The organism is Olleya sp. R77988, from assembly GCF_044594215.1.
GTDB lineage: Bacteria > Bacteroidota > Bacteroidia > Flavobacteriales > Flavobacteriaceae > Olleya.
Map to the genome: position 1 here is coordinate 2,163,978 of NZ_CP138988.1, position 20,568 is coordinate 2,184,545.

A 20,568-nucleotide genomic window follows, 5' to 3' on the forward strand; every position below is an offset into this window, starting at 1 on the left:
ATGAAAAAGTTACTTATTATACTTAGCTTTTTTCCAATGTTATTAGTTGCTCAGAGCAATTTAAACGGAATCGTTTATGACGCAAGTCAGGACACAAAACAATTACCATTATTTGGTGCTAATCTTATTTGGTTAGACACAAGTGTTGGTACATCTACAGATATTAATGGGCAGTTCTCAATACCATTTGTAGACGATAATAACCAGTTAGTTATTAGTTATGTTGGTTATAAAACAGATACTATTACAGTTAATAGTCCAACTGCAATTAAACATTATTTAAAGCCAACTAATGATTTAGACGAAGTTATAGTAAACTCCAGAAAAAAAGCAACTGCAAAGTCGTACTTAAAGGCAGAAAACACATTATTTGTAAGTAGTGATGAGTTGTTAAAGGCAGCTTGTTGTAACCTGTCGGAAAGTTTTGAAACTAATCCATCAATTGATGTTAATTTTAGCGATGCTGTTACTGGAACCAAACAAATAAAAATGTTAGGCTTGTCTAGTCCATATATTTTAATAGCTACAGAAAACATTCCGTCTATTAGAGGTGCTTCACAGGCTTATGGGTTAAGTTTTATTCCAGGGACTTGGGTAGAAAGCATCCAAATTACCAAAGGAGCAGGTAGTGTGGTTAATGGTTTTGAGAGTATTGCAGGACAGATTAATGCAGAGTTAGTTAAGCCTACAACAGATAATCAGTTTTACTTTAATGTTTATGGAGCTAGTAATGAACGATTGGAGTTAAACACACATTTTAATACTAAAGTAACCGATAAATGGAGTACAGGTTTGTACTTACATGGTAATACACATCAGCAAAAGCATGATGTTAATGACGATGGATTTTTGGACATGCCATTATACAATCAAGTTAACGTTATGAACCGTTGGCAGTATACAAATCCAGAAAAAGGAGTTGTAAGTTTTATTAATTTACGCTATTTAAATGATCAAAAACAATCTGGTCAAGTTAATTTTAATCCAGACACGTTTAATCCGGACGCTTTAAATGCTATTGATGCGATAAACCAAAACCAAGCTTGGGGAAGTCAAATAGATACTGAACGTTATGAGTTGTCTGCAAAATTAGGATATGTAAATCCAGAAATCCCTTGGCAGAGTTTAGGTGTTCAGTTTGCTTTTAGTAATCATATTCAGGATTCTTATTTTGGTTTAAATCAATATGACATTGAGCATACAAGTATCTATTCTAACATTATTTACAATTCTATTATCGACGATTCTAGACATAAAATAAAAACAGGTCTTAATTATACTTATGATGATTATAGCGAGTTTGCAATAGGTCAGGATTGGGCAAGGACAGAGCGCTCTTTTGGTGGTTTTTTCGAGTATTCTTATGACAATTTAAATAAGCTAACATTAACTGCTGGATTGCGTGTAGATACACATAATTTGTTGGGTCAGTTTATAACACCAAGATTACATATGCGTTATTCACCTTGGAGTAAATCTGCTTTTAGAGCATCCATTGGACGCGGAAAACGTAGTGCAAACATCTTTGCCGAAAACCAGAATCTGTTTGCTTCCTCTCGAAACGTCTCAATCCTAAATACCAATGGGAATATTTATGGATTAGATCCAGAAATTGCCTGGAACTATGGTGTATCTTACTTGCAAGGGTTTAATCTTTTTGGACAGAAAGCAGATGTGACTTTAGATTTTTATCGTACAAATTTTAAAAATCAAGTAGTTGTAGATTTAGAAAATGCACAAGAAGTTAATTTTTATAATTTAGAAGGAGATAGTTATGCCAATAGTTTTCAAGCCGAATTAAATTATAATGTATTCGGAAATTTTGATTTACGTACAGCTTATAAGTTTTACGATGTTAAAACACAATACACCTCTGGAAAATTAGTTAAACCATTAATGCCAAAGCACAGGTTTTTTGCTAATACATCTTATGAAACTCCTATTAAAAACAATACTAACTGGAAATTTGATTTAACTTATAATTGGTTGAGTGAGCAACGCTTCCCATCAACATTAAATAACCCAACTCAATATAGAGTAGATGACTATTCTAAGTCAATTGGTACACTTAATGGGCAAATTACAAAAGTGTTTTCTCCAAAATTTGAAGTATATTTAGGAGGAGAAAACATAACAAATGTTAGACAAAACAACCCAATAGTTAGTGCAGACAACCCTTTTGGCTCAAGTTTTGATACAAACTTTGTGTATGGTCCAATTTTTGGAAGCATGTATTATGCAGGATTACGATATAAACTAAAACAAAACAAATAATTTTTCGCTTAAGCGGAAATAAATAAAATCTTAATTATGAAAAAACTAGTATTAGTATTATTAATGATGGCAACAAGTATCACTTTTGCACAAGAAAAAAACAAAAGAGCAAGTTTAGAAGTTGATGGTGTTTGTGGAATGTGTAAATCCAGAATTGAAAAAGCGTGTTTTAAAACAAAAGGAGTTAAAAGTGCTGTTTGGAGTATAGAAACACATGAGTTAAAACTAATTTTTGACGAAAACAAAACAGACTTAAAAACAATAGAATCTAATATTGCAGCAGTTGGACACGATACTAAAGAAATTAAGGCTTCAGATGAAGCATATGATGGTATTCATGGGTGTTGTAAGTACAGAGACGAAGATGTTATTGATGATCATAAAAAAGAAGAATAGATAGTCTTCTTTTTAGGTGTTATCTAAAAATAGAAAAGTTTTAAAATCTTAGATCAAAAATAGATCTGAGATTTTTTATTTTATTGAAACAAAACATATCTAGGTGGTACAAGTCCATTTAGTCTTAAATAGACTAGCATTTGTCCTCTATGGTGTGTTATATGGTCTGTAAGTAAAAATAAAATTTGTCGTTTTGTCCTATTTAAACCAAAATAATCTAGCTTATCATCAAGTTGTGTAGTGTCAAATTGATTAATTAATTTGATGGTGTCATCAAATGTTTTATCAATGGTTGCAATCATTTCTTTTTTTGTTTTATTAGCAACCTTATAAATAGTGTCGTTTTTCCAATCTATAGTTTCTCGATCACCTAACAATGATTGGCTATGCCAATTCATTGCAAAGCCAATATGCATAAAATTTTCGGCAAAGGTCATTGACTCTGGAGTTGCTTTATAGTCATATTTATCCTCAGGCATTGTATTTGCTACAAGGATTAAATAGTTACGCGAGTTTTCCAATCGCTCTAAATAATCTTCAATAAATTTATCTTGTTGCGCAAATAGAGGAGATGTAATAGAGGTAAGTAGTAAAAAAGTTATTAGAACAACTATGTTTTTCATATCAGAGATTTGATTTTATAGATATAAAATTATCTATTACTTATTAAGTAACCCTAATAATTCGTTCTCAATAGCAATATCAAACATGTTTGCTTTTGGGTTAACTATTTTAGCATGTCTGTCCACTATAAACACTTTGTTTACAGGCTTTATAGATAGTAACTCAATAGCTTCTTCTGCATTTTTAAAATGATACTCATTAAAATATGGTAGTCTATTACGTTGCAAAACTTCTGCTTGATCTCTGCTTTCAATAGTATTAATACAAATAGCAATTACATCTAATTCTGGATATTTGTTTTGTATATCTTTTGCACGTTCATGAGACACCTTTAAATGGTATCTATCTTTTGCATCCCAAAAGTATATAATAGAAGGTTTTTTTATAATATGTTTTAAATGTCTTACTTTTTCATTTTTATCTACTACTAATATTTTTGGGATAACTTGTCCAGGTTTTAAACGTTTATAAGAGTTTACAATCTTAATAACTTTGTTTTTCTGTTTAGTATTTGTGCTTTTTTCTGTAAAAGATTTTAAAAGTGTATCAAAGTCGTCAACATTACAAGATGCGTTAATAAACTTAACCATATTATAATTTAGTAAACGGTTTTTAATAAATGTATCTGTAACTTTTTGATCTATTAAAGTTAACTTATCAAGATTGTAATCTAAAGATTTGTTATTGTAATTACTGTCTTTAGAATGTTTAAAATGTTCTTGTAAAGCAATGTTGTTAAAGTGAAACCTTAAAAAGGATACATATGGCCTATAGTCCTTTAAAGTTGTATTGTTATAGTCTATCTCGTTTCTAAAATCAAAAAAGTCTGCTGGTAGACTCTTAAAAATTTCATGTTCACTTTTACTATAGTTAATAAAAGGATAAGCCTCTTTACTATAATAATAATTGTAATTTATGTTTGCTTTTGCAAAGGTGTTAAATAGAGTAGAGGTAGTATTTTTTTTAGAAAACAGGTTCAGTTTTCCTAGTTTTTTATTTCTAATGTTTGATAATTTTTCTTCAAAAGACTTTGGGTCTAATTGGCTAATTTTTAAGGCTTCCTGTTCTTGTTTTTCAGTTTCAAGAAATAAATCAATTAAATAATTGTTTTCTTTTTCACCAATTCCATTAAAGACCAAAGATTCGTCAAACTCCAAAGTATTGACGCGTATCATAATACTATCCTTGGGTTGTATTAAAAAAGATTGAGATTCTTTTCCATCATAAAAATTATATAAACCAGCTTCAAAATTTTTAAAAATATATTTAAATCGGTTACTTGCATCTAAATACACAGTATCTATAATGTTAGACGATTTATATATAATGATAAACTTGCTACTTGGATTAATAATTTCGCCTCCAAAAAAAGCAGTGTTTTCTTTTACTAAGCTTTTATTTTCGTTACAAGAAAATATAAGGCTAGAGCAAAATATAATATAAAATAAGGGTTTTAAATACATATATTAACTACTAAGGGCAATTTGTTAGTCAAACAAAAATATGTTTTGCAAAAGAGTTCTCATGTTAAGGCGTTGTTAAAACTTTTATAATGCAATGTATACCTTGTTTTTCGGCTTAATTTTCTACTTTTGCACAAATTAAAATTTAAGACATGTTATCTGTATCAAATTTATCAGTCCAATTCGGTAAGCGCGTCCTTTTTGACGAAGTAAGTACAACCTTTAATAATGGGAATTGTTATGGGATTATTGGAGCAAATGGAGCTGGAAAATCTACGTTTTTAAAAATTATTTCTGGACAGCAAGAACCAACATCTGGTCAAGTGCATTTAGAATCTGGAAAACGTATGTCTGTGTTGACGCAAGATCACAACAAACATGACGAAGACACTGTATTAGATACTATTTTAAAAGGAAACAAACCTTTGTATAAAATTAAGTCTGAAATTGATGCTTTATACGCAGATTATACAGACGAAAATGCAGAAAAAATAGGAGAGCTTCAAGTGCAATTTGAAGAAATGAATGGTTGGAATGCAGATAGTGATGCTGCAGCAATGTTATCTAATTTAGGTATAAAAGAAGAGCATCATTACACCTTAATGGCAGATTTAGATGGTAAACAAAAAGTACGTGTATTATTAGCACAAGCACTTTTTGGAAGTCCAGATGTATTAATTATGGATGAGCCTACCAATGATTTGGATTACGAAACCATTTCTTGGTTAGAAAACTTTTTAGCTAATTATGATAATTGTGTAATTGTAGTCTCTCATGATAGACACTTTTTAGATGCAGTATGTACGCATATTAGTGATATTGATTTTGGAAAAATCAACCATTTTTCTGGAAACTATACGTTTTGGTATGAATCGTCTCAATTAGCAGCTAGACAACATGCACAGCAAAACAAAAAAGCTGAAGAGAAAAAGAAAGAATTAGAAGAGTTTATCCGTCGTTTTTCTGCAAACGTTGCAAAAAGTAAGCAAGCAACAAGTAGAAAAAAGATGATTGACAAACTTAATATTGAAGATATTAGACGTACTAGTCGTCGTTATCCAGCAATTATTTTTGATCGTGATAGAGAAGCTGGAGATCAAATACTAAATGTTGAAGGTTTATCATACGCTTTAGATGGTGAAGTATTATTTAAAAATATAGATTTAAATCTTCAAAAAGGAGATAAAGTAGTTGTGTTTTCTAGAGACTCTAGAGCAACTACTGCTTTTTATGAGGTTTTAAATAATAACTTAAAAGCCGAAGCAGGTAAATTTTATTGGGGAGTTACAACTACACAATCTTACTTACCATTAGATAATAGTAAGTTTTTTGAAAGTAGTGATATGAATCTTGTGGATTGGCTACGTCAATGGGCTCAGACAGAAGAAGAACGTGAAGAAGTTAATATTAGAGGCTTTTTAGGTAAAATGATTTTTAGTGGAGAAGAAGCGCTTAAAAAATGTAATGTATTATCTGGAGGAGAAAAAGTGCGTTGTATGTTATCTAGAATGATGATGACTAGAGCAAACGTATTACAATTAGATGAGCCAACAAACCACTTGGATTTAGAAAGTATTACAGCGTTTAATAACTCGCTTAAAAACTTTAAAGGGACTATTTTGTTTACAACGCATGATCATGAGTTTGCACAAACGGTTGCTAATAGAGTGGTGGAGTTAACACCAACAGGTGTTATTGATAGATATACTACGTTTGACGATTATATGCAAGACAAAAAAATAAAGGAATTACGAGACAAGATGTATACAGTATAAATTTTGTAAGTAATTAACATAAAAAAGCTCTAAAATTTTTATTTTTTAGAGCTTTTTTATTTGTAAATAAGTTGAGAAGTGTTATTGCTATGCTTCAGTTGCATTACGTATATTGTTAACTATCTGCATAGCTTTTTTGACCTCAGACTCATGCACAAAAACTTCAGGGATTCTGGGAATATCGTGTACAAAACCGCCTAAACGACCAGATTCGTTTTGATCTTTAATAATTGGGTTAATACCAATATCTTCTAAACGCGTTTTTACAAGTTGAACGATAATAAAGTTACCTTCAAATATTTTTATATAATCTGTTTCCATAACTTAATAATTTAAGGACTCTCTTAAAGATACAAAATTTAAATTATTTACTAGTTATGGTTATGTTAAACAAACGATAAAAGATGTTATAATAAAAAAGCCTTCAAAATTTGAAGGCTTTTTTTGTTGTACTATTTATTGATCTTTATTCTGAAAATATTGATACAAACCAAAAAGGCCATAACCAACAAAAGCAAAGGACAACACTAATCTAAGTGTGTTTAGGCTTGTAGCTCCAGAAAAATGTTGATATAATCTATAACTTCCAAAAAGGGTTAGTAGAAGACCTGTTATTAAATTCCAGTTTTTGTTTTTTCTAAGTGATTCCATAATTATCTTAATTCTGCTCCAAGCTCGCGCTCAAAATTACTTTGTAATTTGTTCATTATTTTGTCTACTACTTTATCTGTAAGTGTTTTATGCTCATCCATAAAAGTAAAGCTTACAGCATAACTCTTTTTACCGTTTGGCAAGTTTTTACCTTGATAAACATCAAACAAGTTAATGTTTTTTAAGAGTTGTTTCTCTGTTTTGTTTGCAATAGCCTGTAAACTATCAAAAGTTACAGTGTTATCTAAAAGTAAAGCAAAATCACGTCTTACTTCTGGATATTTTGGGATTGCAGTAAATTTAATCTTGTTGCGTTTTGCTACTTCTATAATAGTGTCCCAATTAAAATCTGCATAAAACACGTCTTGATTAATATCAAAATGCTTTGCTATTTTAGATTTTAAAACACCAAAATTAACTAAACAGTCACGTCCAATACTTAATTGCAATCCTTCTGAAAACACATCGCTTTTAGACGTGCTTTCTTGATAACGCGTAATACCTAAACGGTCTAAAAGACTAGCAATACTTCCTTTTAACACAAAGAAATTTGTTTTTGCTTGTGGCGCATTTGCCCAACTTTCTTCGGTTTTATAACCTGTTAAAAATAAAGAAAGATGCTTATGCTCTTCACGCGTACCATTGTAATCGTGATATGTTTTTCCAAATTCAAAAAACTTTAAATTGGATTGACGTCTATTAATATTATGGCTTACAGCTTCTAAACCAGAAAACAATAAACTTTGACGCATAACACCTAAATCCTGACTTAAAGGATTTAGTATTTCTACGTTATGTTCTGTTTTTAATTGCTCTGTTAAAGCAAGGTAATTAGCAGTAGTTAGTGAGTTTGCCATAATTTCAAACCAACCTTGAGCTGCTAATTGACTGCCAACTACATTTTGTAATTTATAATCTTCAAATTTTGATGCGTTTGATATTGACGCATTTAGTTTGGAGCTAGTTTTAATGTTGTTATAACCATAGACTCTTAAAATTTCTTCTATAACATCAGCTTCTCTAGTTACATCGTTTCTAAAAGCAGGAATGGTTAATCCTAAACCAGTTTCGGTAATACTATTAACTTGGATGTCTAAAGAGGTTAAAATAGATTTTATAGTTTCTTTAGGGATCTCTTGTCCAATAAGCTTGGTTGCTTTATCAAAGCTAAGTCTAACCTGGAAATCTTCAATTTTGTTTGGGTAAATATCTGTAATGTTACTAGTAAATTCACCTCCAGCTATTTCTTGAATTAACAGAGCAGCACGTTTTAAAGCGTATTCTGTAATGTTTGGATCAATACCACGTTCAAACCTAAAAGAAGCATCAGTGTTTAATCCATGACGCTTAGCAGTTTTACGTACACTAACAGGATTAAAATAAGCACTTTCTAAAAATATACTTGTTGTGTGTTCTGTTACTCCACTATCGATTCCTCCAAAAACACCAGCTATGCACATTGGTTGCTCAGCGTTACATATCATTAAATCATCTTCATGTAGCTCGCGTTCTACACCATCTAAAGTGGTAAATTTTGTTCCAGTAGGTAGTGTTTTTACTTCAATTTTGTTTCCTGTAACTTTATTAGCATCAAAAGCATGTAAAGGTTGCCCTAAATCATGTAAAACATAATTAGTAGCATCTACAATATTATTAATTGGAGCTAATCCTATAGCTTTTAATCTGTTTTGTAACCACTCTGGCGAGTCATCTACTTTTAAACCAGATAGTGTTATTCCGCAATATCTTGGTGCTAAATCTTTATTTAAAACGTCAACATCAATTTTAAGTGTTCTATTGTCAATATGAAAAGCGCTAACACTTGGTGTTATTAGTTCTACGTTTATCCCTTTTTGTTGCAAACCTGCTTTAAGGTCTCTTGCGGCTCCAAAATGGCTCATTGCATCAGCACGATTTGGTGTTAATCCAATTTCAAAAACTTGATCGTTTTCTACTTTAAATAACTCTGCACAAGGTGTTCCAACAATAGTATCTTCTGGAAGTACTAGTATTCCATCATGAGATTTCCCTAAGCCTAACTCATCTTCAGCACAAATCATCCCAAAGCTTTCTTCTCCTCTAATTTTTCCTTTTTTAATGGTCCAAGACTCACCTTCTTCAGTATATAAAGTTGTTCCAATAGTTGCAACAGGTACTTTTTGTCCAGCAGCAACATTTGGTGCGCCACAAACAATTTGTAATGGTTCTCCAGATCCAATAGTTACTGTAGTAACTTTTAGTTTATCTGCATTACTATGTTGTACACAAGTCAATACTTCGCCAACTACAACACCTTGCAATCCACCTTTTACGCTTTGGTAAAGGTCTAAGCCTTCAACCTCAAGACCTAAATCTGTTAGTAATTCGCTAGTTTGTTCTGGTGACCAATCGGTTTTTATAAATTGTTTTATCCAGTTATAAGAAATCTTCATTTATAGAATAATTAAGAGCACAAATATAACAATACTTGCAGTTTTTGGGATTTAAAAAACAGCTTTTTATTTCATTTTTTAAAATGAAATAATGATAAGACAGTGTGATAATTTTCATGGATTAAGTAATAAGTCGAAAAAAATGTGCTTTTAAACCATAAAACCTACATTTTATTAATGTTATTTAATCTCTTGACTTATAAACTTTCGTATATTTAATTATTATAATCACTAAAACATATATAAATGAAAACTATTTTTAAGATAGCATTAGTAGTATTACTATTTTCTGTAACGTCTTGCAGAGACACTAAAAAAGATGACGCAGCAGACAAAGTAACACAGCAAATCGAATCTATTGAGGTAGAAACAGATAGCATTGTTAACGATGTGGAAGCTAGCGAAAAAGAATTAGAAAAAGAATTAGAACAATTAAACAACATTGAGTAAGATGAAACATTTAAAAGTAATATTAGTATGTGCTGGATTATTCCTATTTGGTAGCCAGCAATCACTTTTTGCCCAAGAACAAACTATAGAGGAAGTAGAAAAAAAGGTTAAAGGAAAAAAAGGAGAAATGAAAGCGCACAAAAAAGAGCGTAAAGCAGAAATGCAAGAGAAAAAAGCCGAAATGAAAGCCAAAAGAGATGAGGTTAAAGGCGAAATGAAGGAGAAAAGAGGAGAGATGAAAGAACAGCATGACAAATTAAAGCAAGGAAAAGAAGAGCTTAAAGCTGGTAAAGATGAAATGAAAGGAAAGCGTGAAGAATTAAAAGCTGAACGTGAAAAAATGAAAGAAAGACTTGAAAACGCTACTGATGAAGAAAAAGCGCAAATCAGAAAAGAGATGAAAGAGAAGCGTGATGCTATGAAAGAGGAAAGAGGAGAAATGAAAGAAAAGCATGGAGACTTTAAAGCAAAACGTGAAGAGCTTAAAGCAAAACGCGAAGCCTTTAAAGGAGACAAAGAAGCGTATAAAAAAGAGCGTTTAGAAGCTGTTAAAACTAGAATGGCTAACAGTAAAGAGCGTCTTGCAAAAAGCGGAAGAGCTGTTACTAATGGTAGAGCACGTTTAGCTAAAGCTAAAGAAGTTTTTGAAGCTAAAAAAGCTGCAGGAGAACTAACAGAAGAGCAAATTGCTAAGCACGAAGCAACTTTTAAAAGAGTTGAAGAAAAAATATCTAAGCACGAAGCATCTGTTAAAAGAAGCCAAGAGTTAATTGAAAAAAGAAATGTAAAATTAACTAAGCTTGAGGAGGTAAAAGAATAATTTTATCTAACATAATTTTTAAAAAAGGACATTGTTTTTGCAATGTCCTTTTTATTTGTAAGTATTTTGTTGTTATTTCGAATAAATAAAGAAACCCTTTTAATTATGCGTTATTTTTCCTTTTTACTAATTGCAATGACTCTATTGTCATGTGATAAAAACGATACAGAATTCCTGACTTTTGGGACCTATCGTGCAGAATTACAAGTTAGTGATGGTGTACAGCTTCCTTTTACTTTTAAAGTAAAAGATGCCAATACACTTGAGATTTATAATGCAGATGAAGTGATTAAAGTGGATGAAATCGAATATAAAAACGACTCGGTTTATATCAAACTACCAGTTTTTGAAGGGTTGCTAATTGCAAAAATTAAAGATCAAACCCTAAATGGTCGTTTTGTTGTAAAACAAAAAAATAGACAACAAATATTTACTGCTTCAAAAAACAAGTCGCGTTTTGAAAATAGCACAAAAGCAAAAACAAATATTTCTGGAGATTGGAAAACCGTGTTTAGCCCAAACACAGACGACAGTTATGTGGCAAAAGGTGTTTTTAAGCAAAAAGACAATCTGGTTACTGGAACCTTTTTAACCAATACTGGAGATTATCGTTATTTAGAAGGTGTTGTTAATGGTAATCAATTAAAATTATCAACCTTTGATGGTGCACACGCCTTTTTATTTACAGCAACTGTTACAGATAGTACTATAAATGGACAATTTTATTCTGGAAACCACTGGAAAGAGCCTTTTACAGCAAAACGTAGCGATAATTACACATTAGCTAACCCAAACGATTTAACGGTTTTAAAAGACGGTTATGACACTTTAGCGTTTACATTTCCAGATGCAAATGGTAACCAGGTATCGTTAACAGATGATAGGTTTAAAAACAAGGTGGTTATTGTACAAATTATGGGTACTTGGTGTCCAAATTGTTTAGACGAAAGCAAATACTACGCAGAGTATTATAAAAACAACAAAGACAAAGAGTTAGAGGTTGTAGCATTGGCTTTTGAATACGCTAAAACCCAAGACAAAGCGTTTAGTTTTATAAAACGCCTGCAAGATAGACTAGAGATTACGTACCCAATTTTATTAGCACAAACAGGTACTACTAGCAAAGCTAAAGCTAATGAGAAGTTACCAATGCTTAACCATGTGTTAAGTTATCCAACATCAATATTTATTGATAAAACAGGTAAAGTCCGTAAAATACACACAGGATTTAATGGTCCAGCAACAGGTGATAAATTTACCGAGTTTAAAACTGAGTTTAATGCGTTTGTAAATAAGTTATTGGAAGAGTAGGCTGTTCTATCTAGAAAAATCAGTCTTAGTGTGTTTATAAATATACCTCAATACAAAAAACAGAGTTGTAACTGCAATTATCATCCAGATAACACCAACAAAAACACTTGGTAATCCAATTAATTCTGCAATTGCATCTGCATCACTACCAATGTTAGAGTTGTCAATTAAATCGCCTTTAATATCCAAAATAACGTAAGCGCAACAAATTATACCAATAAATTTTAACCATAAATCATGGAATAATGGTCCAAAAAACCGATAGGCTATAAGCATAAAAACACCAAGTCCAGCAGTCATTGCAGTGCCAAACCATTCGCTAGATTGTAATACAAAATAAGAGAGGATGAGTAGTAAAACACCAATAACTAGTGTAATGTATTTGTCGCGTTCTAGTTTTACTGCTAAAATTAAAATTAACGATCCCCAAAATAAACTTCCTAAATAGCCAGCACTACTAGTCATAAAACTTCCCCAAAAACTAGGTTTCATGGTGTACATACAGTAGCCACCAATGTTTTTATCAATTTGTATCTCTACTATATCTCCACCAAAAAGCATAGCCATTAGTCCATGACTCATTTCATGAAGCATCACCACAAATAACTTAATTGGATACACTAACACTGTGTTCCAAAAAAGGACTGCTACAACTATTAAAATAGCTAAATAAAGGGTTTGCTTTTTTTTAGGGGTTAAGGTCATGTGTAATTAATAGAAGTAATAGGGTTATTTAAAACCTAACCATGGATAGTTTCGCTTTTTCCGTAGCTTTTAATTAATTCGCCTTCAAACTCAACTAATTCTTGCCAACGTTTGTCTACATCAATCCCTTTTCCGTATTGTCTAGCAAAGGTTATAAAGGTTGTGTAATGTCCAGCTTCGCTAACCATTAAATCGTAATAAAATTTAGATAATTCTTCATCGTTAATACGCTCTGATAGTAGTTTAAAACGCTCGCAACTACGTGCTTCAATCATTGCAGAAAACAATAAACGATCCACAAAACTTTGCTGTCTGCTTCCTCCTTTATTCATAAACTTATACAGTTGGTTTACGTAATGGTCTTTACGCTCTCTGCCTAGTGTGTATCCACGTTTTTTAATAATATCGTGTACCATTTGGAAGTGTTCCAGTTCTTCTTTAGCAAGCTTTAAAAGCTCAGTAACTAGTTCTTCATGCTCGCTATTATTGGTAATAATTGTAATAGCGTTTGTAGCTGCTTTTTGTTCGCACCAAGCATGATCTGTTAAGATTTCTTCTATGTTAGATTCTACAATGGTTACCCAACGTGGATCGGTTTCTAGTTTTAGGTGAAGCATGCTCATAAATACTATTTTTTGATAAAGATAATTATAATTAAGAATAGTGTAGAGGTGTCTTGATTAATTAAATTCAGTTTTACATATTAAGAACGTTACGTCACCTCGAGTGATTCAACGTAGGAGAATTGTATTGAGAAGCATTGGTTTTAGAGTGAAGTTTTAAGGAAAAAATAGTTCTCGATACAATTCCGAAAGTATTCGGAATCACTCGAACTGACCTTGTGTGCTATGTAGTGTATGTTTTTCGTTTTGTCACTTCGAGTGATTCGACGTAGGAGAATTGTATCGAGAAGCTAAAGGTTAAGAAATATAGTTCCATATGTTTTTGTACTTACTCATTTGTCGGTAAGTTTCTAAAATAATTGCGTTTTCTGGATGTCCTAGACTTGGATCTTTATCTAAAACCTGTTTTGCCCAATAACGTGCATGTTGCTGGATGTTGTGGTCTTTAACAATGTCTGCAATACGCAGATTTAGGACACCACTTTGTTGTGTACCCATAATGTCTCCAGGACCACGAAGACGTAAATCGACTTCTGCAATCTCAAAGCCATCATTAGTACTTGTCATGGTTTGGATGCGTTTTTTACTGTTTTCTGATAGTTTATGGCTAGACATTAAGATACAATAACTTTGTTCTGCTCCACGTCCAACACGACCTCTAAGTTGATGGAGTTGTGCTAGCCCAAAACGCTCTGCACTTTCAATAACCATTACAGAGGCATTAGGTACATTTACACCAACTTCAATTACAGTTGTTGCAACCATAATTTGTGTTTGACCTTTTACAAAACGTTGCATTTCAAACTCCTTATCTGCAGGTTTCATTTTTCCATGTACGATGGAAATTTGATAGTCAGGCATCGGGAATTCTCTAGACAAACTTTCGTAGCCATCCATCAAATCTTTGTAGTCCATTTGTGCACTTTCTTGGATCAAAGGATAGACAATATAAACTTGTCTTTTTTTAGCAATTTCATCACGAATAAATCTGAAAACTTTTAGTCTATTTGAGTCGTATCTGTGGACTGTTTTTATGGCTTTTCTTCCTGGTGGTAATTCGTCAATAATTGAGATGTCTAAATCTCCATAAACAGACATCGCTAAAGTCCTTGGAATTGGAGTTGCAGTCATCACTAAAACGTGAGGAGGGAAGGTGTTTTTTTTCCAAAGTTTAGAGCGTTGCTTTACTCCAAACCTGTGTTGCTCATCTATAATTGCGAGTCCTAAATTTTTGAATTTGACCTTATCTTCAAGCAATGCATGTGTACCAATAAGTAGGTCTAATTCGCCATTTTCTAGCATTTCATGGATTTTTCTACGCTCTGAAGTTTTAGTTGAACCTTGTAGTAGTCTAATACTGATATTCAAATCATTACACATTTCAAGTAATCCAGTATAGTGCTGGACTGACAAAATAGCAGTTGGAGCCATTAAGCAAGCTTGAAAACCATTGTCAAGTGCTATTAATATTGACATTAACGCAACAATAGTCTTTCCAGAACCAACATCGCCTTGTAAAAGACGATTCATTTGTGCATTACTACCCAAATCTTGACGGATTTCTTTAATTACTCGTTTTTGTGCGTTGGTTAATTCAAACGGTAAATGGTGTTTAAAAAACTGATTAAAATGTGTTCCAACTTTTTCAAAAGGAAATCCTTTTATCTTGGTTTTATGAATTAAATTTTTTAAAATTAATTGTAATTGTATGTAAAATAATTCTTCAAATTTTAGCCTAAATTGTGCTTTGGAAAGGGCTTCAGAATCTTGCGGAAAATGGATGTTAAAAAGGGCTTCAGATTTTGAAATTAATTTGTTTTCTGAGAGCATTTTTTTGGACAACGTTTCGGCATATTTTCCTTTGGTTTCCAAGAACAAATTTTGCATGATTTTTGTCATCACACGATTGGTAATTCCTTTGTTGGATAACTTCTCTGTAGATGGATAAATAGCTTGCATTGCACTGCGCAAATTTGCTTGATGCTCTGTCAATAATTCTATGTCTGGATGAGGCATACTAAACTTACCATTATACCAATTGGTCTTACCAAATATGACGTATGATGTGTTTAGTTTTAAACTTTCTCTAATCCATTTTTGACCTCTAAACCAAACCAATTCCATGGTTCCAGTATCGTCTTTAAAAGTAGCAACTAAACGTTTCCCTCTTTTTTGCGCAACCTCTTCAAACTTGGTAATTTTACCAATCACTTGTATTTCGGCTGCATTTTGTTGCAACTGATTAATTTTATAGTATTTTGTCCTATCTAGATATCTATTAGGAAATAAGTTTATTAAATCCTGAAAGGTATGAATACCCAACTCCTTGCGAAGCAAATCTGCACGATTTGGTCCAACACCTTTAAGATAATCTATAGGAGTTTGAAGGTTTGTCATAGAACAACGAAATTAAGGTATTTTGTGTTAAAGTGAAAGTAAAACGTCACTTCGAGTGTTTTGCGAGCGAGCGAGCAAAATGTGTCGAGAAGCAGTTTGTTTTAATTTGGTTCTTGATATAAAATTTGTAAAAACAAATTCCACTCCAACTGACGTAAAAATTGTATTTTGGCTTAAATCTTGCTTTATTGTCAATATGAAACACATTCAATTTTTACTTTTTGCTTTTTTATGTTTTAGTGTAAACGCACAGCAAACTGATGTTGTGGATTTTAAAACTGCAAAAGCTTCGTTGTATATTGATATAGAAAAAGGGGAAGTCACAGGTTCAATTGAATATGTTTTTGATGTTTTAAAGGAAACTGATTCAATATATTTAGATAGCCCAAATATTGTTTATGATTATATTGAAGTAAATAATTCAGTTAATTTGGAGATTAATGCAGGTGAAATTATATTGGATGGTGTCGTGAAAAGGAAATTTGCTAAATCCAAAGATAATGTTATGATAGTTAAATATCATGTCAAACCTAAAAAGGCTTTATATTTTATTAACGATAGTAAAAATATTCAGGCTTGGACACAAGGTCAAGGTAAATATACAAGTCATTGGTTGCCTAGTATTGATGATATGAATGATAAAATTGAATTTGATTTAAGTTTTATTGTTGATTCAAATTATCAAGTTATTTCTAACGGTAAGGTACTTAAGGTTGAAAAAGCAAAAGGTTATAATACTTGGTATTTCGATATGCAAAAGCCAATGTCAAGTTACTTAGTTGCTCTAGCAATAGGTAAATACGATAAACAAGTTATAACTTCCAAAAGCGGTATACCAATAGAGTTGTATTATTATCCAGAAGATTCTGCTAAAGTCGAGCCAACCTATCGTTACACCAAACAAATGTTTGACTTTTTGGAAGAAGAAATTGGTGTGCCTTATCCTTGGCAAAACTATAAGCAAGTACCTGTTAAAGACTTTTTGTATTCTGGTATGGAAAACACTAGTTGTACTATTTTTAGTGACGATTTTATGATTGACGATACCAGTTTTGTTGACAAAAACTATGTTAACGTTAATGCACACGAGTTAGCACATCAATGGTTTGGAGACTTGGTTACAGAAACTTCTGGGACACATCATTGGTTACAAGAAGGGTTTGCTACGTATTACGCTTTATTGGCAGAGCGTGATATTTTTGGAGACGAGTATTACTATTGGAGATTGTATGAGTATGCAGAAGAGTTAATAGCGCAAGAAGAAGCTAGTCAGAGTACCTCTTTGCTAGATCCAAAATCTAGTAGTACGACGTTTTATAAAAAAGGTGCTTGGGTGTTACATATGTTAAGAGAGCAGGTTGGTAATAAAGCTTTTAAAACAGCAGTAAAAAACTACTTAGAAAAAAATGCATATAAAAATGTAGAAACCTCTGATTTTATTAGTGAAGTTGAAGCAACTTCAGGGCAAGACTTGACTGGGTTTGTTGATCTTTGGTTGCATTCTAAAATAGTGCCTTATAATAAGATGATTACTCATTTATCTTCGGTTTCTGATGCTGTAAATGGGTATTTGCAAATAGATTGTGAAGGGTATTCTTCTAAATGTTCAGAATATTTAACCTCTAATCTTTTTGATAATTCTAAAATAAAAGTCATTGCTCAGATGCCAAATAAAATACAAACTAAGGATTTTAAAAACTCAATTAAAGTAAGACAAGCTATAGCGCAATATGTTACTAAAATCCCTTCGGCTTTACAATTAGATTATGAAACGTTGTTACAAGACAAATCTTATGCAACTATTGAAGCTGCGTTGTATAACCTTTGGGCAAATTTTCCGCGAAAGCGAAAACAATATTTAGATCAAACAAAATCCATTTATGGTTTTAATAATTATAATGTTAGAACACTTTGGTTAGTACTAGCTATTGCTACCACAGACTATCAGGAAGACAAAACAGAAACATTTTATAATGAGTTAGTTGGTTATACTGCATCAACTAATCCTTTTTCTAGACGACAAAATGCTTTTGACAGCTTGTCTAGTTTAGGTTTGTTTAATAAAGAAGCATTAAAAAATTTAATAGAAGCTTCTAAGCATCATAATTGGCGTTTTAAGAGTTTTGCAAAACAACTTTTAGAATCTTTATCTGAAAACGAAAAATATAAATCTATAATTAGTAATTTGCAGAACAACCAAAAACAATAATTTGAAAGCATTAGTCATATCTGGAGGAGGAAGTAAAGGTGCATTTGCTGGAGGAGTTGCTCAATATTTAATGGAGCAAGAAGGGAAAGACTATGATTTGTTTTTAGGTACGTCTACTGGAAGCTTGTTAATTCAGCATTTGGCAGCTAACGATATAGGTAAGTTGTATGATATTTATACACATGTTAACCAGAAAACTATTTTTAGTATTAATCCTTTTGTTTTAAAGAAAAAAGGAGATAGAGAGTATGTATCTATAAACTATTTTAACACGATACTTCAGTTTATTAAGCGTAAACGTACGTTTGGCGAAAGTAAAAACCTTAAAAAACATATTAGAGAAAATTTTACAAAAGCTGAATATGACAAGATTAAAGCCACAAAGGAAGATGTTGTTGTAACGGTTACCAACTTGTCTAAAAACAAGGTGGAGTATAAGTCTATAAACGATTATAGCTATGAGGAATTTTGCGAGTGGATTTGGATTTCGTGTAATTACATACCATTTATGTCTTTAGCGACTAAAGATGGTTATGAGTATGCAGATGGTGGCTTAAGCTGTGTAATACCTATTAGAGAAGCTATTTTAAGAGGTGCTACAGAAGTAGATGCTATTATACTTGAAAGCGAAATTTTAGAACATAACAAGGTGCTTGGAAAGAATCCGTTTTCGTTAATGATGAGTCTTTTTGGTCATTTGTTAGATCAAGTTGAAAGAGGAGATGTTGCAATTGGTAAGCTTGCTGCAAAGCATAGAGATGTTAAACTTAATTTGTATTATACGCCAACCAAATTAACCGAAAACGCATTAATCTTTAATAAAAAACTAATGGAAGGTTGGTGGTTACAAGGCTATTTATATGCTCAGGATAAGTATGATAGTAAAGACGAGTTTAGGTCTACTGTCCCAATTGATAGAAAAGATAAAGAATAAAAAAACAGCCTCTAAATTATTTAGAGGCTGTTTTTAGTTGTATTAAAAGTTAGGAATACTTTCTGGGTTTACATACATGTTATCTTTAGTTAAAGTATGTAAGTTAGAGTTGTCTTTAATTTTAAAATTGGTTAATTCTGGTTGTGGAGCAAAACGACCATTACCTGTTAAATGTTGTATTGCTCTTGCTAAAAGGGGTTCGTCTTGTTGTCCTAAAACACCATAATTTGATACTGTTTCTGCTAATGCAATTGTTGGGTCTAAACCAGCTTCGTATTGATAAAACCCATTTGCATTTTCGTTTTTACCAACTATGGGTTGCATAGCCCAAGTATGGTTTGGATTTATTGCACTATCACATTCGGAAGAATTTAAAAAAGCACAATCAGGATTGTCATACAAAGTTATAGAAAACTCGTTTTTACCTCTTGTTGTGCTTCCAATGTGTACAACTGTCATGTGTGGATTTAATCCATTAATAACTAACTCGCTTGCAGATGCAGAGCTACGTTGTGCTAAAACATATACTTTATCAAGATTAAGTGTGTTAATAGCAGTTCCGTCAGATAATTGGTCTGTAAAATATCTGCTTACATCTTCTTCTGTAAATAATGCTTGAATTTTATTATTCCAACGTTGTTTTAAAAATAAATCTGTAGTAGGTTGTCCAGAAATCATACTTGACAATCGTATTGCAGAATCTACACTTCCACCTGGATTATAACGTAAATCTAAAACTAAATCCTGAACACCTTCTGTAACAAACATCCCAAAAGCGTCATTAAGTTGTTGATCATAATTACTAGTAAAACGGTTGTACATTAAATATCCAACTTTTATACCATCTACTGTAAATGTATTAGCAATAAATACTGGGTTTTCCTCGTAAACTTGTTTAGTTAATGTAACGGTTTCTCCAGTTAGCACAAGGTTATTGTTTGTATCAAGTTCTGCTAGACCAATGGTGTAGGTGTCATTACTTGAAAATAATAAACTAGTATAATTAGATTCTGTTAATTGTGTGCCATCTACAGTTAAAAAAAGATTACCACGTTGTAGATTGTTGGAAGATGCACTAGTATTTGGTAAAATATATTGTACAGCACCAAAAACATTAGGTCCACCACTAATAGTACCTAAGCCAAACTCCATTCCGTTACTTTTAGAAACTCCGTTAAGCGCATTGTTTAAGGCAAAATAATCGTCTACAATCCAGCTAAATCTATCCTCATCAGATAATAAGTCATCAAAAAGTAGGTCAGGAGAACTATAGTCGTTTAAAAAAGCATTATAATCTGCAGAGTTTGAAAATCTATCATCTGCTAAATCATTAACTTCTCCTGGCACTTCCTCATCTTGCCAAAAATACCAAAGGTTTAAACCTTTCCAAACAAAATCTTTAATGTCTGTATCTGATATTGTATTATCATCTTTGTCTTCAAAACAGCTAGTTAAACTTAATGAGAGTAGTAATAAGAAGGAAAAAAACCAATTCTTTTTCATA

The 20,568-nt window shown here is 32.0% G+C and carries 17 protein-coding genes; 8 read left to right on the forward strand and 9 right to left on the reverse strand.

Going from position 1 to position 20,568, the window contains the following annotated elements:
• Both SJY17_RS09845 and SJY17_RS09850 read left to right on the forward strand, forming a co-directional pair.
• Positions 1-2,274 (forward strand): TonB-dependent receptor domain-containing protein, encoded by a 2,274-nt coding sequence (locus tag SJY17_RS09845; protein ID WP_397362386.1) that lies wholly within the window; start codon positions 1-3, stop codon positions 2,272-2,274.
• 36 nt (positions 2,275-2,310) lie between these two features.
• On the forward strand, positions 2,311-2,670 hold the full coding sequence (locus tag SJY17_RS09850; protein ID WP_397362387.1) for a heavy-metal-associated domain-containing protein: 360 nt from the start codon (positions 2,311-2,313) through the stop codon (positions 2,668-2,670).
• 80 nt (positions 2,671-2,750) lie between these two features.
• Here the strand turns inward: SJY17_RS09850 and SJY17_RS09855 are convergent, their stop codons facing one another.
• Both SJY17_RS09855 and SJY17_RS09860 read right to left on the reverse strand, forming a co-directional pair.
• Positions 2,751-3,293 (reverse strand): DinB family protein, encoded by a 543-nt coding sequence (locus SJY17_RS09855; RefSeq protein WP_397362388.1) that lies wholly within the window; start codon positions 3,291-3,293, stop codon positions 2,751-2,753.
• Between the two features lie 36 nt (positions 3,294-3,329).
• Positions 3,330-4,757 carry a hypothetical protein gene (locus SJY17_RS09860; RefSeq protein ID WP_397362389.1) on the reverse strand — a complete coding sequence of 476 codons (1,428 nt, stop codon included), beginning with the start codon at positions 4,755-4,757 and terminating at the stop codon, positions 3,330-3,332.
• Positions 4,758-4,909: 152 nt separating this feature from the next.
• Here SJY17_RS09860 and SJY17_RS09865 point away from each other — a divergent pair, with 152 nt between their 5' ends.
• Positions 4,910-6,532: an ABC-F family ATP-binding cassette domain-containing protein gene (locus SJY17_RS09865; protein ID WP_397362390.1), complete on the forward strand. Its 1,623-nt coding sequence runs from the start codon at positions 4,910-4,912 to the stop codon at positions 6,530-6,532.
• Positions 6,533-6,619: 87 nt separating this feature from the next.
• On the opposite strand, the gene SJY17_RS09870 is transcribed toward SJY17_RS09865, so the two are convergent.
• The 3 genes from SJY17_RS09870 to pheT all read right to left on the reverse strand — a co-directional run bounded on the left by SJY17_RS09870 (position 6,620) and on the right by pheT (position 9,615).
• Positions 6,620-6,853, reverse strand: coding sequence for a putative signal transducing protein (locus SJY17_RS09870; protein ID WP_397362391.1), 234 nt, complete (start codon positions 6,851-6,853; stop codon positions 6,620-6,622).
• A 135-nt stretch (positions 6,854-6,988) separates the two neighbouring features.
• Positions 6,989-7,183, reverse strand: a complete 195-nt coding sequence (locus tag SJY17_RS09875; protein ID WP_397362392.1) for a hypothetical protein — start codon at positions 7,181-7,183, stop codon at positions 6,989-6,991.
• 2 nt (positions 7,184-7,185) lie between these two features.
• Positions 7,186-9,615 carry a phenylalanine--tRNA ligase subunit beta gene (gene pheT / locus SJY17_RS09880; protein ID WP_397362393.1) on the reverse strand — a complete coding sequence of 810 codons (2,430 nt, stop codon included), beginning with the start codon at positions 9,613-9,615 and terminating at the stop codon, positions 7,186-7,188.
• Positions 9,616-9,861: 246 nt separating this feature from the next.
• On the opposite strand from pheT, the gene SJY17_RS09885 reads away from it, so the two are divergent.
• The 3 genes from SJY17_RS09885 (at position 9,862) to SJY17_RS09895 (ending at position 12,196) form a co-directional block, all read left to right on the forward strand.
• On the forward strand, positions 9,862-10,065 hold the full coding sequence (locus SJY17_RS09885) for a hypothetical protein (protein WP_397362394.1): 204 nt from the start codon (positions 9,862-9,864) through the stop codon (positions 10,063-10,065).
• A gap of 1 nt (position 10,066) precedes the next feature.
• A complete protein-coding gene (locus SJY17_RS09890) occupies positions 10,067-10,885 on the forward strand; it encodes a hypothetical protein (RefSeq protein ID WP_397362395.1) in 819 nt (272 codons plus the stop codon).
• 105 nt (positions 10,886-10,990) lie between these two features.
• Positions 10,991-12,196, forward strand: a complete 1,206-nt coding sequence (locus tag SJY17_RS09895) for a TlpA disulfide reductase family protein (RefSeq protein WP_397362396.1) — start codon at positions 10,991-10,993, stop codon at positions 12,194-12,196.
• A 6-nt stretch (positions 12,197-12,202) separates the two neighbouring features.
• Here SJY17_RS09895 and SJY17_RS09900 read toward each other — a convergent pair whose 3' ends face one another.
• The 3 genes from SJY17_RS09900 to recG form a co-directional block, all read right to left on the reverse strand.
• Positions 12,203-12,901, reverse strand: coding sequence for a M50 family metallopeptidase (locus tag SJY17_RS09900; RefSeq protein WP_397362397.1), 699 nt, complete (start codon positions 12,899-12,901; stop codon positions 12,203-12,205).
• A gap of 35 nt (positions 12,902-12,936) precedes the next feature.
• Positions 12,937-13,518, reverse strand: a complete 582-nt coding sequence (locus tag SJY17_RS09905) for a tRNA-(ms[2]io[6]A)-hydroxylase (RefSeq protein ID WP_397364871.1) — start codon at positions 13,516-13,518, stop codon at positions 12,937-12,939.
• A 303-nt stretch (positions 13,519-13,821) separates the two neighbouring features.
• Positions 13,822-15,921: an ATP-dependent DNA helicase RecG gene (gene recG / locus SJY17_RS09910; protein WP_397362398.1), complete on the reverse strand. Its 2,100-nt coding sequence runs from the start codon at positions 15,919-15,921 to the stop codon at positions 13,822-13,824.
• Between the two features lie 196 nt (positions 15,922-16,117).
• Here recG and SJY17_RS09915 point away from each other — a divergent pair, with 196 nt between their 5' ends.
• Together SJY17_RS09915 and SJY17_RS09920 are read left to right on the forward strand one after the other, a co-directional pair.
• Positions 16,118-18,130: a M1 family metallopeptidase gene (locus SJY17_RS09915; RefSeq protein WP_397362399.1), complete on the forward strand. Its 2,013-nt coding sequence runs from the start codon at positions 16,118-16,120 to the stop codon at positions 18,128-18,130.
• Position 18,131: 1 nt separating this feature from the next.
• Entirely contained in the window at positions 18,132-19,064 is a 933-nt protein-coding gene (locus tag SJY17_RS09920) for a patatin family protein (RefSeq protein ID WP_397362400.1), read from the forward strand.
• A 42-nt stretch (positions 19,065-19,106) separates the two neighbouring features.
• Here SJY17_RS09920 and SJY17_RS09925 read toward each other — a convergent pair whose 3' ends face one another.
• Entirely contained in the window at positions 19,107-20,567 is a 1,461-nt protein-coding gene (locus SJY17_RS09925) for a S41 family peptidase (RefSeq protein WP_397362401.1), read from the reverse strand.
• Between the last annotated feature and the right edge of the window lies 1 nt (position 20,568).